The sequence below is a fragment of the Burkholderia sp. E168m22 genome (assembly GCF_001319805.1).
GTDB lineage: Bacteria > Pseudomonadota > Gammaproteobacteria > Burkholderiales > Burkholderiaceae > Burkholderia > Burkholderia orbicola.
The window spans coordinates 1-13912 of record NZ_BBSK01000121.1 but is presented as its reverse complement, the minus strand read 5'-3'; the positions used below and the strand labels follow the sequence as shown (position 1 = coordinate 13912).

Below are 13912 nucleotides of genomic sequence, written 5' to 3'. Positions count from 1 at the left end.
ACGCGGCGGCTTCATCCGATATGACCCATCCGCGGCCCGCCGGCCGCGGCACCGACAGGAATCCATCATGACCCAGGACCCGCTTTTCCAACCGCTGCGACTCGGCGCGCTGACGCTGCCGAACCGCATCGTGATGCCGCCGATGACGCGTTCGCGCGCGAGCCAGCCCGGCGACGAAGCCAACGAACTGATGGCCGCGTACTACGCGCAGCGCGCGAGTGCGGGCCTGATCGTCAGCGAAGGCACCTACATCGCGCCGCTCGGCAAGGGCTACGCGTGGACGCCCGGCATCCACACGCCGTCGCAGGTCGCCGGCTGGCGCAAGGTGACGGACGCCGTGCATGCCGCGCACGGCCGCATCTTCGCGCAGCTGTGGCACGTCGGCCGGCTGAGCCACACGAGCCTGCTCGGCGGCCAGCAGCCCGTATCGTCGTCGCCGCTCCAGGCGAAGGGCGTGAACGTGTTCATCGCCGGTGAAGACGGCAGCACGCCCGGCTTCGTGCAGGCGTCCGAGCCGCGCGCGCTGTCGATCGACGAGATCCGCGAGATCGTCGACCAGTACCGCACTGCCGCCCGTCATGCGATGGAAGCCGGCTTCGACGGCGTCGAGCTGCACGGCGCGAACGGCTACCTCGTGAACCAATTCATCGACTCGAACGCGAACACGCGCGCCGATGCGTACGGCGGCTCGCTGGAGAACCGGCTGCGGTTCCTGCGCGAAGTCACGCAGGCGCTGATCGAAGGGACCGGCGACGCGTCGCGCGTCGGCATCCGTCTCGCCCCGCTGACCACGCTGAACGGCTGCGTCGACGACGACCCGGAAACCACCTACCTCGCCGCCGCGAAGCTGCTCGGCGAACTCGGCGTCGGCTATCTGCACATCGCGGAAGCCGACTGGGACGACGCGCCGCTGATGCCGGTCGCCTTCAAGCAGCAATTGCGCGCCGCGTTCCCGGGCGTGCTGATCTATGCCGGCGCGTACACCGCCGAGCGCGCCCGCGAAGCGATCGCCGCCGGCTGGGCCGACCTCGTCGCATTCGGCCGCCCGTTCGTCGCGAACCCCGATCTCCCCGAGCGGCTGCGCACCGGCGCCGCGCTCGCACCGCACGATCGCAACACCCTGTTCGGCGGCGGCGCCCACGGCCTGACCGACTACCCGACGCTCGCGCAGGCCGCGGCATAACGATAGACAGGAATCTGAAATGAAAGCAACGCTCGCCCGGCTCGCGCTCGCCGCGATTTTGCCGCTCGCGGCAGCCCAGGCGGAGCACGCCGCGCCGGCCGCCCCGGCGGCCGACTGGTATCCGTCCGTGTATGGCGCCGATGACGAAATCGGCGCGGCCAACCTGCTGACGCCCGACGTCATCAAGCAGGCGGTCGGCCTCGTGAAGGCCGGCAAGACCTATCCGCTGGCCGTGCCGGTGGACAAGCACCTGCCGGCGTTCCGCCATCGCAGCTTCCGGCTGTACAACGTGCAGGTCGGCCAGCAGGCCGGCAAGAGCCTCGGCCCGAACAAGTTCACGTTCAACGACGAACTCGTCAACGCATGGACCGGCGTCGGCACGCAGTTGAACGGCATCGGCCACATCGGCATCGACAACGTGTACTACAACGGCAACCGCGCGGCCGATTTCGTGACCGTCGACGGCGTGAAGAAGCTCGGCGTCGAGAAGGTGCCGCCGATCGTCACGCGCGGCGTCGTGCTCGACATGACCGCCTACTACGGCAAGCCGATCGTGCCGGGCGGCACCGAATTCACGGTCACCGACATCCAGGCCGTGCTGAAGAAGCAGGAGCTGACGCTGCGCAAGGGCGACGTCGTGCTGTTCAACACCGGCTGGCTCGAGCTGATCGGCAAGGACGACAAGCAGTTCCTCGACGTCGAGCCGGGCATCGGCATGGAAGCCGCGAAGTGGCTGGCCGACCAGGGGATCGTCGCGTTCGGCGGCGACACGTGGGCGTCGGAGGTCTATCCGAATCCGCACACGCAGGACGAATTCCCGGTCAACCAGTACATGCTCGCGAAGCGCGGCATCTACAACCTGGAGCTGATCGACAGCCGTGCGCTGGTGCGCGACAAGGCATGGGAATTCCTGTTCGTGCTCGGCCAGCCGCTGTACGTCGGCTCGACGCAGGTCATCCGCTGATCGCGCGCCCGCCCTGCGGCAATCGCGGCGACTATCGCCGCGATTGTCATTTCTGCATTGCAGCCTGTGCGATCGGCGTCTAACGTTGACGGGATCGACGCCATACGACCGTCACCCGACCTGAAAGGACGCCCCGTCATGCCAAGCCGCTCCCCGACACGCGACATGCTGCTGGCCCTTGCGGCCGGCCTTTCCCTGGCGGCTTTCACCGCGCCCGCCCACGCCGACGAGGCCGCCGGCCTCGCGCCGCCGGCGCCGGCCACGCCGGTGCTGGCGACCACCGCGACCGGCGTGCAGATCTATGCGTGCGAATACGACGCCGACCACCGGCTCGCGTGGGCCTTCAAGCGCCCGGAGGCGATGCTGTTCGATGAAAGCGGCACGCTCGTCGTGCGGCACGGTGCGGGGCCGTCGTGGGAAGCGCTCGACGGCAGCCGCATTACCGGCAAGAAGCTCGCGGAAGTGCCGAGCGCAAACACGGCCAGCGTTCCGCAACTGCTGCTCGCGGCGACGCCGGCCGCAACCGGCACGCTCGCCGGCGTGCGCTTCGTGCAGCGGCTCGACACCGCGGGCGGTACGCCGCCGGCCGCGACCTGCACGACCGAGCATGCGGTCGGCCGCTTTCCGTACTTCGCGCGCTACGTGTTCCTGAAGTGATGCGCACGACGTCGCAAGCGACGGGCGTCATCCCGTCGCCTTTCGTCATGCGTCGATTTAATCAGCCATCCTATATTTGATGCGGGGAAGCGTGAAATCACCGGCACCCTCGTTCCGTCTGGTCAGCGTGTCCGCATCGACAATTCGACGTCGCCGCCGAACGGCACCGACAGATAGCCGTTTTCCGGTGCGCGCACGTAAGCAAGATAGTCGGGGCTGTATTCCGCGTTGTCGGCCACGACGAACGCGCCCGCCCTGAGCCGCGGCTCGACCCGCGCGAGAATCTCCGGATACAGCGCCTTCGCTCCGTCGAGCAGCAGCAGATCGACCGCATCCGGCAGATCGTTAGCCAGCGTACGCAGCGCATCGCCTTCGCGAATCTCCACGAGATCGGCCAATCCGGCCGCCGCCAGGTTCGCCTGTGCGCGCACGACCTTCGACGGCTCGAACTCGCTCGTGATCAGCCGCCCGCCGCCGTTGTCGCGCAGCGCGGCCGCGAGATGCAGCGTCGAAATGCCGAACGACGTGCCGAATTCGACGATTGCCTTCGCGCCGCCACTGCGCGCGAGCATGTACAGCAGCATGCCCGTCTCGCGCGACACGGGAAGCGGGTAATCCTTCAGGCGCGCATACAGATCGGCGTAGTCCGTCTTGCTGCGCATCAGCCGCGCTTGCTCGTCGCGCGACACGTTGGCGAAGGCCGGGCTCGTCGCGGGCGACGACGCATCGGCTTCGTCGAACAGGCGCGCCAGCAGCGAAGCCAGCGGGTCGAGCATCAGGGTGGTCATGCGATATCTCCGGTAGCAGTTGAGTGCGTCAGTGCACCCGACTAGAATATGACGAACTATTCAGGTTTTACTATTCGCATTGGCAAATCGCTCATGACCGACCGCCGAAACGCCCCGATCGCCACGCGCAAGCAGCCTCGGCAGGCGCGCTCGACCCGCCTCGTCGAGGACGTCCTGCAGGCGGCTATTCAGGTTTTGGCGAGTGAAGGCGCGCAGCGCTTCACGATGGCGCGCGTGGCCGAGCGGGCCGGCGTGAGCGTCGGCTCGCTGTACCAGTACTTCCCGAACAAGGCGTCCGTACTGTTCCGGCTCCAGCACGACGAGTGGCGGCAGACGCACGACATGCTGTGCGGGATACTGCAAGACACGCGGAAGACGCCGCCCGAGCGGCTGCGCACCGCCGTCCACGCGTTCATCCGTTCGGAATGCGACGAGGCGCCGATGCGGATCGCCCTCGACGATGCCGCCCCGCTCTATCGCGACGCCCCCGAGGCGCAGGACGTGAAGGCCGAGGGCAACCGGGCGTTCAGCGCGTTCATGCGCGAAGCGCTGCCCGACGTGTCCGACGCCACGCATGCGCTCGCGTGCGAGCTGATCCTGACGACGCTCACCACGGGCGGCAAGGCGTTCTCCGAAACGGCGCGCACGCCGGCGGAAATCGACGCCTATTCGGCCGCGATGGCCGACATGTTCTGCGCGTATCTCGCGCATCTCGCGCACGATTGAGGCCCGCGCCGACACGGAAACCGCGCACGCGCGCCAGTCGTATCGTCCGGATGCAGGTTCTGCGCGGCGGCGAATCCCGTCACCCGCCCCGGTTCGCGCCGGCTTCCGGCCTCATTCTGAAAGCAATTCGTAAAATCCAGTGCCTCGCCCGCTTGCGCGCTGCCCGCCGACCCTGCATTCAAATAGTCGCCTTAACGGATTCGAACTAGGCGTATACACGCGGGCCGGCGCGACGGAGCCCCGTCGCACGCCGATATAAGCGCTGCGACATGCGCTGCATGCTCTTCCCCCGATGGGACGTGATGGGCGGCTCGCCTAACCTTCGCTACGGCAAAGCACACGTGACGGGGTCGACACCGCAACGCGTCGCACGACGCGACACCCTCGCGATCGTTTCGACTCGCCCGTAACGACACACACCACGCGTCATGCGTCCCCACGACGTTGCCGATCAATCCAACCAGATACGAGACACCCTGACGACGGTTCGCGACGAGCCGTTTCAGCATGCTGATAAAGGAGCAAGCTCATGAGTGATACCCCGGTGCAGCCGACAGTCGGCGTCGGCGCGGAAGAACCCGGCCTGGGCGCCAACGGCGCCATCGACCGGTACTTCGGCATTTCGTCGCGCGGCAGCACGCAGCGCCGCGAGATCATTGCCGGCGTGACCACCTTCCTCGCGATGGTCTATTCCGTGTTCGTCGTGCCCGGCATGTTCGGCAAGGCCGGCTTCGACACGAGCGCGGTGTTCGTCGCGGTGTGCCTCACCACCGCGTTCGGCTCGCTGCTGATGGGCCTGTGGGCGAAGCTGCCGATCGCGATCGGCTGCGCGATCTCGCTGACCGCGTTCACCGCGTTCGGGCTCGTGCTCGGCAAGGGGCTGCCTCCGACGGTCGCGCTCGGCGCGGTGTTCCTGATGGGGCTCGTGTTCACCGGCATCTCGGTCACCGGCGTGCGTTCGTGGATCTTGCGCAACCTGCCCGCGGGCGTCGCGCACGGCACCGGGATCGGCATCGGCCTGTTCCTGCTGCTGATCGCGTCGAACGACGTGGGCCTCGTGATCAAGAACCCGGGCGCCGGCCTGCCGGTCTCGCTCGGCCAGATCACCGCGTTCCCGGTCATCATGTCGGTCGTCGGCCTCGCCGCGATCTTCGGCCTCGAAAAGCGTCGCGTGCCGGGCGGCATCCTGCTCGTCGTGATCGCGATCTCGGTGTTCGGCCTGATCTTCGATCCGGGCGTGAAGTACCGCGGCATCTTCGCGCTGCCGTCGCTCAGCGCACCGGGCCACGCGTCGCTGATCGGCGCGATGGACATCAAGGGCGCGCTGTCGATGGCCGTGCTGCCGAGCGTGCTCGCGCTGGTGATGACCGCCGTATTCGACGCGACCGGCACGATCCGCGCGGTTGCGGGCCAAGCCGGCCAGCTCGAGGGGAACGGCCGCATCATCAACGGCGGCCGTGCGCTGACCGCCGATTCGATCAGCTCGATCTTCTCCGGCTTCCTCGGCGGCGCGCCGGCGGCGGCCTACATCGAGTCGAGCGTCGGCGTGGCCGCCGGCGCGAAGACGGGCCTCGCGGCGGCCGTGGTCGGCCTGCTGTTTCTCGTCGTGATGTTCTTCTCGCCGCTCGCGGGCCTCGTGCCGTCGTACGCCACCGCACCGGCGCTGATGTACGTCGGCCTGCTGATGCTCGGCAGCGTGAGCAAGCTGCACATGGACGACATGGTCGACGCGATGTCGGGCCTCGTGTGCGCGGTGTTCATCGTGCTGACCGCGAACATCGTGACGGGCATCATGCTCGGCTTCTCGACGCTCGTGATCGGCCGCGTCGCCAGCGGCGAATTCCGCAAGCTCAACGTCGGCACCGTGCTCATCGCGGCCGTGCTCGTCACGTTCTATCTCGGCGGCTGGGCCATCTGAGCGCGAGACCTGCGCGACGTCGCCGGCAGAAGGACGGCGCGCATCGGGACGGTATCGTCTCCTCCACCATCCTCGTTGATGGTCTCCAGCCTGGGAACGCGAGTTTCCAGGCTTTTTTTGCGGGTGCGACGCGCTGCGCGCAAACGGCGCGACACCCGTTCGCGCCCGGTGCTACGATCGCGTTTTGCCTTCAGGAGTCGCGATGAACACACTCGGCATCGTCTCCGAATCGAGCACCCGGGCCTCGGCGCGCAAGCCGCCGTTCATTCCGTCGTTCGGCTTCCACGAAGTGCACGAATCGCAGCCGATCGGCGCGCCGCCCGCGCGCATCATCGACGTCGTCGCGTCGCTCGACATGCGCGCCGATCCCGTCATCGACACGCTGCTGACGGTGCGTGAATTCCCGGCGGCCATCGCCGGCGCGCTACGCCACGCGCCGGCCCGCCCCCAACGCGCGCGCTTCGGCTTCGACACCTTCACGCCGCTCCACCGTGACGACACGTCGCTGTCGCTCGGCCTCGTCGGCCGCTTCTGGCGCCCGACGCCCGACGTGCGCCCCCTCGCGGATGCCGACGCCTTCGTCCGGCACGACGACCCGCGTGATGCGAAGCTGGTGCTGCGGTTCGAGGTGGTCGGGCTCGCGTCGGGCGCGCACATCCTGCGCACCGAAACCTTCGTCCATTGCCCGAGCGCGCGCACGCGCGCGCTGTTCACACCGTACTGGCTCGCGATCCGGCTGGGGAGCGGCTGGATTCGGCGTCGTACGCTGGCGGCAGTGGAAATCGCTCTGGCGTGATTCGCGCCATCAGAACGGCTTGATCACGGCCAGCCCGACGACGAGCGCCATCACGACGATCACCACGCCGGCCGCGTGCCCGAGCCACGGCGCCGGCACGACGACGAGGTCGTCGCGCTCCATGCGCCGCAGCGTGCCGGCCAGGACCCCGTGCAGCACCGACAGCGCGACGACGAGCGCAAGCTTCACCGACAGCCACGCGGCGCCGAACCAGTGGCCGCTCAGCGCGAGCGCGATGCCGGCGATCCAGACGATCGCGAGCGCAGGCGCCGTCACCGCGCGATCCCAGCGCCGCACCGCGCGATGCACGGCGAGATTCGCAATACGCACCGCGACGGACGACAACAACAGCCCGCCGACGAACGTGACGACGGCGGCCAGATGCACGGCCTTCAGCATCAGGTAGATCATCGCGCGTGCCGCCTGCGCGCGATCCAGCCGGCGCTCGCCAGCCCCGCGAACGGCACGACGGCCGACAGCACCAGCCGCGCGACCTCGGCCTTGCTCCATAGCCCGCTCGACGCGGTGCCGACCACCGCCCACACGTACATCGCGAACGCGATGCCGTGAACCGGACCCATGATCGATACCGCCACCGGATAGCCGGCCAGATGCTTGAGCGGCACGGCCACGCACACCAGCACGACGAGCGTGGTCGCCTCCAGCAGCGACAGGTATTGCAGGTTCCGCAACGCGTTGCGATCGTCTTGTTTCATCGGCAGGCCTCCAGGTGGTCCGCCGCGATTGTCGCGTGTGGCGCCGAGTCGAGCCATTGGCTAGAATGACATCTTTCAACGGATTCTGGCCACAGCCTCGAACGCCATGCACACGGTCGCCGTTCTCGCCTTGCCCGATGTCGTGCCGTTCGATCTGGGCGTCGCCTGCGATACGTTCGCGCGCGTGCGGGCGCCGAATGTCGAGCAGGCGTACCGCGTGCGCGTGTGCAGCGAACAGCCGCGCGTCGGCGGCGAGCTGTTCGAGCTGCGCCCGCCGTTTCGCCTCGATGCGCTGGCCGACGCCGACACGATCATGGTCCCCGGCACGTCGGTGCCGCTCGCGCCCACGTCGCGCCGCGTGCTCGACGCGCTGCGCGCGGCGGCCGCGCGCGGATGCCGGATCGCATCGATCTGCAGCGGCGCGTTCGTGCTCGCGGAAGCCGGGCTGCTCGACGGCCTGCGCGCGACGACGCACTGGCTCGCGGCCGCCGAACTCGCGCGCCGCTACCGAACGTCGACGTCGATCCGAACGTGCTGTTCGTCGACAACGGCCAGATCCTGACCTCGGCCGGCGCGGCGGCCGGCCTCGATCTGTGCCTGCACATGATCCAGGCCGACTATGGCGCGGCGGTCGCCGTCGACGCCGCCCGCAGCGCGGTGGCGCCGCGCGTGCGCGAAGGCGGGCAGGCGCAGTTCATCGCGCCCGAATGGCCGGCCGGCGGCGACGGGCTGCACGACCTGATGGACTGGCTGCACGCGAACCTGCGCCAGCCGCTGACGCTCGACGCGATCGCGCGCAAGGCGTCGACGAGCGTGCGCACGCTGACGCGGCGCTTCCAGGAGCAGACGGGCACGTCGCCCGGGCAATGGCTGCAGACCGCGCGTGTGCGGCATGCGCAGCAGTTGCTGGAGGTGACCGAGCTGTCGATCGAACACGTGGCGACGGAAGCCGGGTTCGGTTCGGTCACCGCGTTTCGCGAACGCTTCGCGCGTATCGTCGGCACGTCGCCGCAGCGCTATCGGCAGGCATTCCGCGCGCGCGCCGATGCGTGACCTTCAGCGGGCTCGGCCCCCGAACCCACCGCTCCCGCTCGCACCAACCGGACCCGACCGATGACCCGCATCCGCAATCCCCTGAACATCGCGCAGCTCCAGGCATTCGTCTCCGCCGCGCACCTGAAGAGCCTGCGCGCCGCCGCGCGGGAGCTCGGCGTCACGCAGCCGGCAATCACGCACACGATCCGCGAGCTCGAAACGGCGCTCAACGCGGAACTGCTCGTGCGCAGCGTGCGCGGCGTCGAGCTGACCGCCTGCGGCGCGGCGCTGCTGCCGCGCGCCGAGCAGTTGCTCGGCGACGTCCGCCGCACGGTCGAGGCCGTCGAGCAGGTGAAAGGCGAGATGTCGGGCCGCGTCGCGGTCGGCACGATGCCGTCGATCGCGCTGACCGCGTTGCCGCACGCGGTGACGGCGTTTCGCCAGTCAATGCCGAACGTCAGCCTGCATCTCGAGGAAATGACGGTGCCGGACGCGCTCGCGCAACTGCGCAACGGCACGCTCGACATCGCTGCGATGCACCATGTGCCCGCGCTCGACCGCGATTTCACGCAATTGCCGCTGCTGTCGACCGAATTCACGATCGTGATGCGCGACGGTCATCCGCTCGCGCAGGCGCGCCGGTTAGAGGAATTGCTCGACGCCGAGTGGATCGTCACCGTCGGCGCCGAGCAGTTCCCGCACAGCGTGATGGTCGGGATGTTCGAGGCGCACGGGCTGCCGCTGCCGAAACGTCTGCTGCGCTCGCCGATGTCGTTCGCGGTGACGCTCGGGCTCGTCGCGCGCTCGGACGTGATCGGCTGCTTCACGCGCCCGCTCGCCGCGATGGTCGCGCCGCTCGGCATTCGCACGGCCGAACTCGACGAAAGCATGCCGCGCTTCGACCTGTCGATCATCGCGCGGCGCGACCTGCTGCCCACGCCCGCCGTGTCGCACTTCGTCACGTGCCTGCAGCGCGCGGTCAACGAAACGCTCGGCTGAATCGTTCCTGTGTGTGAAACGGCGGCGCATCCGACGCGCCGCCGCCGGGCCCGGTATCGGGGCTTGTCCTAGGCGCCCTGCCGGTATTTTGTCTTGATAATCTTCCGCACGTCGCGCGCCCCCATCGGGCGGGCGAAACGGACTGTCCGACGCGAAGCCGCGACGGGCCGAAGGCTTACGGCGCGGCACAACCGCGCACCCATCGAACAAAACGAGGAGTCACCGAGTGAAAAAGATTCTTGCGGCTGTGACCGTGGCCCTGCTCGCCGTATCGGCCGGCAGTGCATACGCGAAGGACTGGTCGACCGTGCGGTTCGGCGTCGACGCAAGCTACCCGCCTTTCGAATCGAAAGGCGCCGACGGCAAGGTGGTCGGCTTCGACGTGGATCTCGGCAACGAGATCTGCCGCCGCATCAACGCGAAATGCGTGTGGATCGAAAACGACTTCGACGGGATGATCCCGGCGCTGAAGGCCCGCAAGTTCGACGGCGTGCTGTCGTCGATGTCGATGACGCCGGCCCGCGCCGAACAGATCGCGTTCTCGTCGAAGCTGTTCAACACGCCGACGCGCCTCGTCACGAAGAAGGGCGCGAACCTGCAGCCGACGGCCGAATCGCTGAAGGGCAAGTCGGTCGGCGTCGAGCAGGGCACGATCCAGGAAACCTACGCGAAGGCGCACTGGGCGTCGAAGGGCGTCAACATCGTGCCTTACCAGAACCAGGACCAGGTCTACGCCGACCTGATCTCCGGCCGTCTGGACGGCGCGCTGCAGGACGCGGTGCAAGCCGAGATCGGCTTCCTGAAGACGCCGCGCGGCGCGAATTTCGACTTCGCCGGCAAGGACCTCGACGATCCGAAGACGCTTGGCAACGGCGCCGGCATCGGCCTGCGCAAGGAAGACACCGACCTGAAGGCGAAGATCGACGGCGCGATCGCCGGCATGCGCAAGGACGGCACGTACGACAAGCTCGCGAAGAAGTACTTCGATTTCGACGTCTACGGCAAGTAATCCGGCCGACCGACGCACGATTCGGCATGATGGAAACGGGCTCCGCAAGGAGCCCGTTTTTTTGCGCGCGACGCGGACGACGTTATTTTTTCCGCGCCAACCTGATGATTCTCAACGGAAAACTGCGTGCTCTGGCGCCGGTTTGATGGCGGCGAGGAAGGCAACGTACAATCGATCCTCCAAGCACACGGATCACTCGCGGCTGCGCCGCACTCCCCCATCATGCAAACGCAGACCCATCCGCTGATTTCCCCCGCCGTCGGTACCGAACGCCAGATCACCAGCTTCCACTACGGCCCGCGCGGCGGCAAGAAGGTCTACATCCAGTCGTCGCTGCACGCGGACGAGCTGCCCGGCATGCTGGTCGCCACGCTGCTGCGCCGCAAGATCGCCGCGCTCGAGACGGCCGGCAAGCTGCAAGGCGAAGTCGTCATCGTCCCCGTGCCCAACCCGATCGGCCTGTCGCAACACGTGTTCGGCGATCACCTCGGCCGCTTCGAGCTCGGCTCGATGCAGAACTTCAACCGCAATTTCTACGATCTCGCGGCGCTCGTGCTGCCGCGCGTCGAACACCACCTCACGAACGACGCGCAGCGCAATCTGGCCGCCGTACGCACCGCGATGCGCGAAGCGCTCGACGAACAGAAGCCGCGCACCGAACTCGACTCGCAACGCCTCGCGCTGCAGAAGCTGTCGTTCGACGCCGATATCGTGCTCGACCTGCACTGCGACAGCGATGCGGTGATGCACCTCTACACGAATCCCGATCTGTGGGCGGACGTCGAGCCGCTGGCGCGCTATCTCGATGCCAAGGCGTCGCTGCTCGCGCTGAATTCGGTCGGCAACCCGTTCGACGAAATCCACAGCTTCTGCTGGTCGGATCTGCGCAACCGCTTCGGCGACCGCTTCCCGATCCCGAACGGCGCGATTTCCGTCACGGTGGAACTGCGCAGCGAACGCGACGTGTCGTACGAGTTCGCCGAAAAGGATGCGCAGGCGATCGTCGAATACCTGACCGAGCGCGGCATCGTCGAAGGCACGCCGGCGCCGCTGCCGCCGCTCGCGCATCCGGCCACGCCGCTCGCGGGCACCGATCCGCTCGTCGCGCCGGTGTCGGGCGTGATCGTGTTCCGCACGCCGGTCGGCGCGATGATCGAGGCCGGCCAGGCCGTGGCCGACATCGTCGATCCGCTGACCGATCGCGTCGTCACGCTGAAGAGCAGCGTGTCGGGCGTGCTGTATGCGCGTCAGGTCGTGCGCTTCGCGACGGCCGGCATGGAAGTCGCGCGCATCGCCGGCGCGACCGCGATCCGCACTGGGTCGCTGCTGTCGGCCTGAACCGGCTGGGCGCGGCCCGCACGCCGGGCCGCGGCGCGCATCGCACGTCATCGGCTGCATCAAACGAAATCGCCCGCTTACGCGGGCGATTTGCTTTCCGGAGCGCGCGTCGGCGGCCGATACCGCGCCGCCGGCCGCTGCTACGTGCGAAGGAAGTTCAGAACGCCGGCACGATCGCGCCGCCGAACTTCTGGTCGATGAACTTGCGCACGTCGTCCGATTCATAGGCCGCGACGAGCTTCTTCACCCACGGCTTGTCCTTGTCCTGCGCGCGCACCGCGATCAGGTTCGCGTACGGGCCGCGCAGATCCTCGATCGCGATCGCATCCTTCACCGGCGTGAGTCCGGCCTTCACCGCGTAATCGGTGTTGATCGACGCGGCGTCGACATCGGGCAGCGCGCGCGGCAACTGCGCGGAATCGAGCTCGACGATCTTGATCTTCTTCGGGTTCTCGGCGATGTCGAGCGGCGTCGCGTTCACGCCGTTCGCGCCGACGCCCGGCTTCAGCTTGATCACGCCGTATTTCTGCAGCAGCAGCAGCGCGCGGTTGCCGTTCGACGGATCGTTCTGGATCCCGACTTTCGCGCCGACCGGCAGATCCTTCAGCGACTTGATCTTCTTCGAATAGAAGCCCATCGGCGCGGTGTAGGTCAGCCCGACGTTGACGATCTTGTAGCCGCGCTGCTTGATCTGGCTGTCGAGGAACGGCTGGTGCTGGAAGCCGTTCGCATCGAGGTCGCCCGCATCGAGCGCCGCGTTCGGCTGCACGTAGTCGTTGAATTCGATGACCTTGATCGCGAGGCCTTCGCGCGCGGCGACCTTCGTCACTTCGGTCCAGATTTGCGCGTCGGGGCCGCTCATCGTGCCGATCTTCAGCGTTTGGGAGTCGGCGTGCGCGCCGGGCGCGGCGAATGCCAGCGCGGCGGCGAGTGCGCCGAGGCCGGTCAGGATCGAACGTCGCATGTGGTGTCCTCTTGTCCCGTGTCAATTGTTGGAGGACGGATCGTGGCACGAGGCTCCGGACGCTGCCAACCAAGCTTATTTCATGTGCATATTCCGGATCGGAATCGAATGACAGGCGAATTCGGTATAACCACCAATGGCACAACCGGGCAGAATTTAGGGCCTGCTTGCATAGGGAACGTGCATGCGAATGCCTGAAATCGCTCGCAGGGCCAGGAGTGAGGAGCGCCGTTTGGCCGCGCCAAACAAGCGACGAACGACGCCGCCATGCGGGCGATTTCAGGCATTCCCGTGGATTGAATTTTTAGTTTGGGGTTGCCACGAGAACGGCCGCTCGCCGCGTTGCGCTCCTTGCGAATACGCGAGTATTCGCGGCGTCGCGCGCCTCGCGAGCGGCCGTTCTCGTGGCAACGCATGCACGTTCCCTATGCAAGCAGGCCCTAATGTCGCATCGGCACCACACATTCTTCATATGACAGTCGCTGTCATATTCATTACGTGGCCCGCCGATAAAGTTGCGCCGGTCCGTGAAAGCGCCCATAGAGAGCGCCGGAACCGCAACTGGACACGCCATTTATTCGCTCGGAGAATCCTTTGAACAAGAAACTGTTGACCATCGCCGCCCTGGCAGCAACGGCCGGCACGGCGCACGCACAAAGCAGCGTGACCCTGTACGGCGTCATCGATGCCGGTATCAGCTACGTGAACCACAGCAAGACCGCCAACGGCGGCACGGGCAAGCTGTTCAAGTACGACGACGGCGTGGCCCAGGGCAGCCGTTGGGGCCTGCGCGGCACCGAAGACCTCGGCGGCGGCCTG

At 67.5% G+C, this 13912-nt stretch carries 14 protein-coding genes and 1 pseudogene; 11 read left to right on the top strand and 4 right to left on the bottom strand.

Features of this window, described 5'->3' with window-relative positions; translation table 11 throughout:
- Window positions 1-67: 67 nt before the first annotated feature.
- The 3 genes from AP428_RS28515 (at window position 68) to AP428_RS28505 (ending at window position 2804) form a co-directional block, all read left to right on the top strand.
- Window positions 68-1183 (top strand): alkene reductase, encoded by a 1116-nt coding sequence (locus AP428_RS28515; protein WP_011549007.1) that lies wholly within the window; start codon window positions 68-70, stop codon window positions 1181-1183.
- A 19-nt stretch (window positions 1184-1202) separates the two neighbouring features.
- Entirely contained in the window at window positions 1203-2147 is a 945-nt protein-coding gene (locus tag AP428_RS28510; protein ID WP_054928431.1) for a cyclase family protein, read from the top strand.
- Window positions 2148-2285: 138 nt separating this feature from the next.
- Window positions 2286-2804 carry a DUF3455 domain-containing protein gene (locus AP428_RS28505; RefSeq protein WP_011549005.1) on the top strand — a complete coding sequence of 173 codons (519 nt, stop codon included), beginning with the start codon at window positions 2286-2288 and terminating at the stop codon, window positions 2802-2804.
- A 122-nt stretch (window positions 2805-2926) separates the two neighbouring features.
- Here AP428_RS28505 and AP428_RS28500 read toward each other — a convergent pair whose 3' ends face one another.
- Window positions 2927-3592 carry an O-methyltransferase gene (locus tag AP428_RS28500; RefSeq protein ID WP_011549004.1) on the bottom strand — a complete coding sequence of 222 codons (666 nt, stop codon included), beginning with the start codon at window positions 3590-3592 and terminating at the stop codon, window positions 2927-2929.
- 48 nt (window positions 3593-3640) lie between these two features.
- Here AP428_RS28500 and AP428_RS28495 point away from each other — a divergent pair, with 48 nt between their 5' ends.
- The 3 genes from AP428_RS28495 to AP428_RS28485 all read left to right on the top strand — a co-directional run bounded on the left by AP428_RS28495 (window position 3641) and on the right by AP428_RS28485 (window position 7032).
- Complete coding sequence (locus AP428_RS28495) at window positions 3641-4318, top strand: TetR family transcriptional regulator (protein WP_011549003.1); 678 nt, start codon at window positions 3641-3643, stop codon at window positions 4316-4318.
- Between the two features lie 529 nt (window positions 4319-4847).
- Window positions 4848-6236 (top strand): NCS2 family permease, encoded by a 1389-nt coding sequence (locus AP428_RS28490; RefSeq protein ID WP_011549002.1) that lies wholly within the window; start codon window positions 4848-4850, stop codon window positions 6234-6236.
- A gap of 202 nt (window positions 6237-6438) precedes the next feature.
- Window positions 6439-7032 carry a hypothetical protein gene (locus tag AP428_RS28485; protein ID WP_011549001.1) on the top strand — a complete coding sequence of 198 codons (594 nt, stop codon included), beginning with the start codon at window positions 6439-6441 and terminating at the stop codon, window positions 7030-7032.
- Between the two features lie 9 nt (window positions 7033-7041).
- On the opposite strand, the gene AP428_RS28480 is transcribed toward AP428_RS28485, so the two are convergent.
- Entirely contained in the window at window positions 7042-7443 is a 402-nt protein-coding gene (locus tag AP428_RS28480; RefSeq protein ID WP_011549000.1) for a CopD family protein, read from the bottom strand.
- Window positions 7440-7748 carry a DUF3817 domain-containing protein gene (locus AP428_RS28475; RefSeq protein ID WP_023475797.1) on the bottom strand — a complete coding sequence of 103 codons (309 nt, stop codon included), beginning with the start codon at window positions 7746-7748 and terminating at the stop codon, window positions 7440-7442. Before AP428_RS28475 ends, AP428_RS28480 begins: the two co-directional genes overlap by 4 nt.
- A 106-nt stretch (window positions 7749-7854) precedes the next feature.
- Here AP428_RS28475 and AP428_RS28470 point away from each other — a divergent pair.
- The 4 genes and pseudogenes from AP428_RS28470 (at window position 7855) to AP428_RS28455 (ending at window position 12129) form a co-directional block, all read left to right on the top strand.
- Window positions 7855-8801: pseudogene (locus AP428_RS28470) on the top strand (GlxA family transcriptional regulator).
- A gap of 60 nt (window positions 8802-8861) precedes the next feature.
- Window positions 8862-9782 (top strand): LysR family transcriptional regulator, encoded by a 921-nt coding sequence (locus AP428_RS28465; RefSeq protein WP_011548997.1) that lies wholly within the window; start codon window positions 8862-8864, stop codon window positions 9780-9782.
- A gap of 226 nt (window positions 9783-10008) precedes the next feature.
- A complete protein-coding gene (locus tag AP428_RS28460; RefSeq protein ID WP_011548996.1) occupies window positions 10009-10791 on the top strand; it encodes an ABC transporter substrate-binding protein in 783 nt (260 codons plus the stop codon).
- A gap of 222 nt (window positions 10792-11013) precedes the next feature.
- Window positions 11014-12129, top strand: coding sequence for a succinylglutamate desuccinylase/aspartoacylase family protein (locus tag AP428_RS28455; RefSeq protein ID WP_011548995.1), 1116 nt, complete (start codon window positions 11014-11016; stop codon window positions 12127-12129).
- Between the two features lie 157 nt (window positions 12130-12286).
- On the opposite strand, the gene AP428_RS28450 is transcribed toward AP428_RS28455, so the two are convergent.
- Window positions 12287-13093, bottom strand: a complete 807-nt coding sequence (locus AP428_RS28450; RefSeq protein WP_011694873.1) for a MetQ/NlpA family ABC transporter substrate-binding protein — start codon at window positions 13091-13093, stop codon at window positions 12287-12289.
- A gap of 594 nt (window positions 13094-13687) precedes the next feature.
- Between AP428_RS28450 and AP428_RS28445 the strand changes: the two genes are divergently transcribed.
- On the top strand, window positions 13688-13912 hold a 225-nt coding region (locus tag AP428_RS28445; protein ID WP_156349355.1), incomplete at its 3' end, for a porin.

Coding starts and splice junctions, on each gene's coding strand:
- AP428_RS28475 (WP_023475797.1), bottom strand. CDS start 7,748: ATGAAACAAGACGATCGCAACGCGTTGCGGAACCTGCAATACCTGTCG.
- AP428_RS28465 (WP_011548997.1), top strand. CDS start 8,862: ATGACCCGCATCCGCAATCCCCTGAACATCGCGCAGCTCCAGGCATTC.
- AP428_RS28455 (WP_011548995.1), top strand. CDS start 11,014: ATGCAAACGCAGACCCATCCGCTGATTTCCCCCGCCGTCGGTACCGAA.
- AP428_RS28510 (WP_054928431.1), top strand. CDS start 1,203: ATGAAAGCAACGCTCGCCCGGCTCGCGCTCGCCGCGATTTTGCCGCTC.
- AP428_RS28495 (WP_011549003.1), top strand. CDS start 3,641: ATGACGAACTATTCAGGTTTTACTATTCGCATTGGCAAATCGCTCATG.
- AP428_RS28500 (WP_011549004.1), bottom strand. CDS start 3,592: ATGACCACCCTGATGCTCGACCCGCTGGCTTCGCTGCTGGCGCGCCTG.
- AP428_RS28490 (WP_011549002.1), top strand. CDS start 4,848: ATGAGTGATACCCCGGTGCAGCCGACAGTCGGCGTCGGCGCGGAAGAA.
- AP428_RS28450 (WP_011694873.1), bottom strand. CDS start 13,093: ATGCGACGTTCGATCCTGACCGGCCTCGGCGCACTCGCCGCCGCGCTG.
- AP428_RS28515 (WP_011549007.1), top strand. CDS start 68: ATGACCCAGGACCCGCTTTTCCAACCGCTGCGACTCGGCGCGCTGACG.
- AP428_RS28480 (WP_011549000.1), bottom strand. CDS start 7,443: ATGATCTACCTGATGCTGAAGGCCGTGCATCTGGCCGCCGTCGTCACG.
- AP428_RS28505 (WP_011549005.1), top strand. CDS start 2,286: ATGCCAAGCCGCTCCCCGACACGCGACATGCTGCTGGCCCTTGCGGCC.
- AP428_RS28485 (WP_011549001.1), top strand. CDS start 6,439: ATGAACACACTCGGCATCGTCTCCGAATCGAGCACCCGGGCCTCGGCG.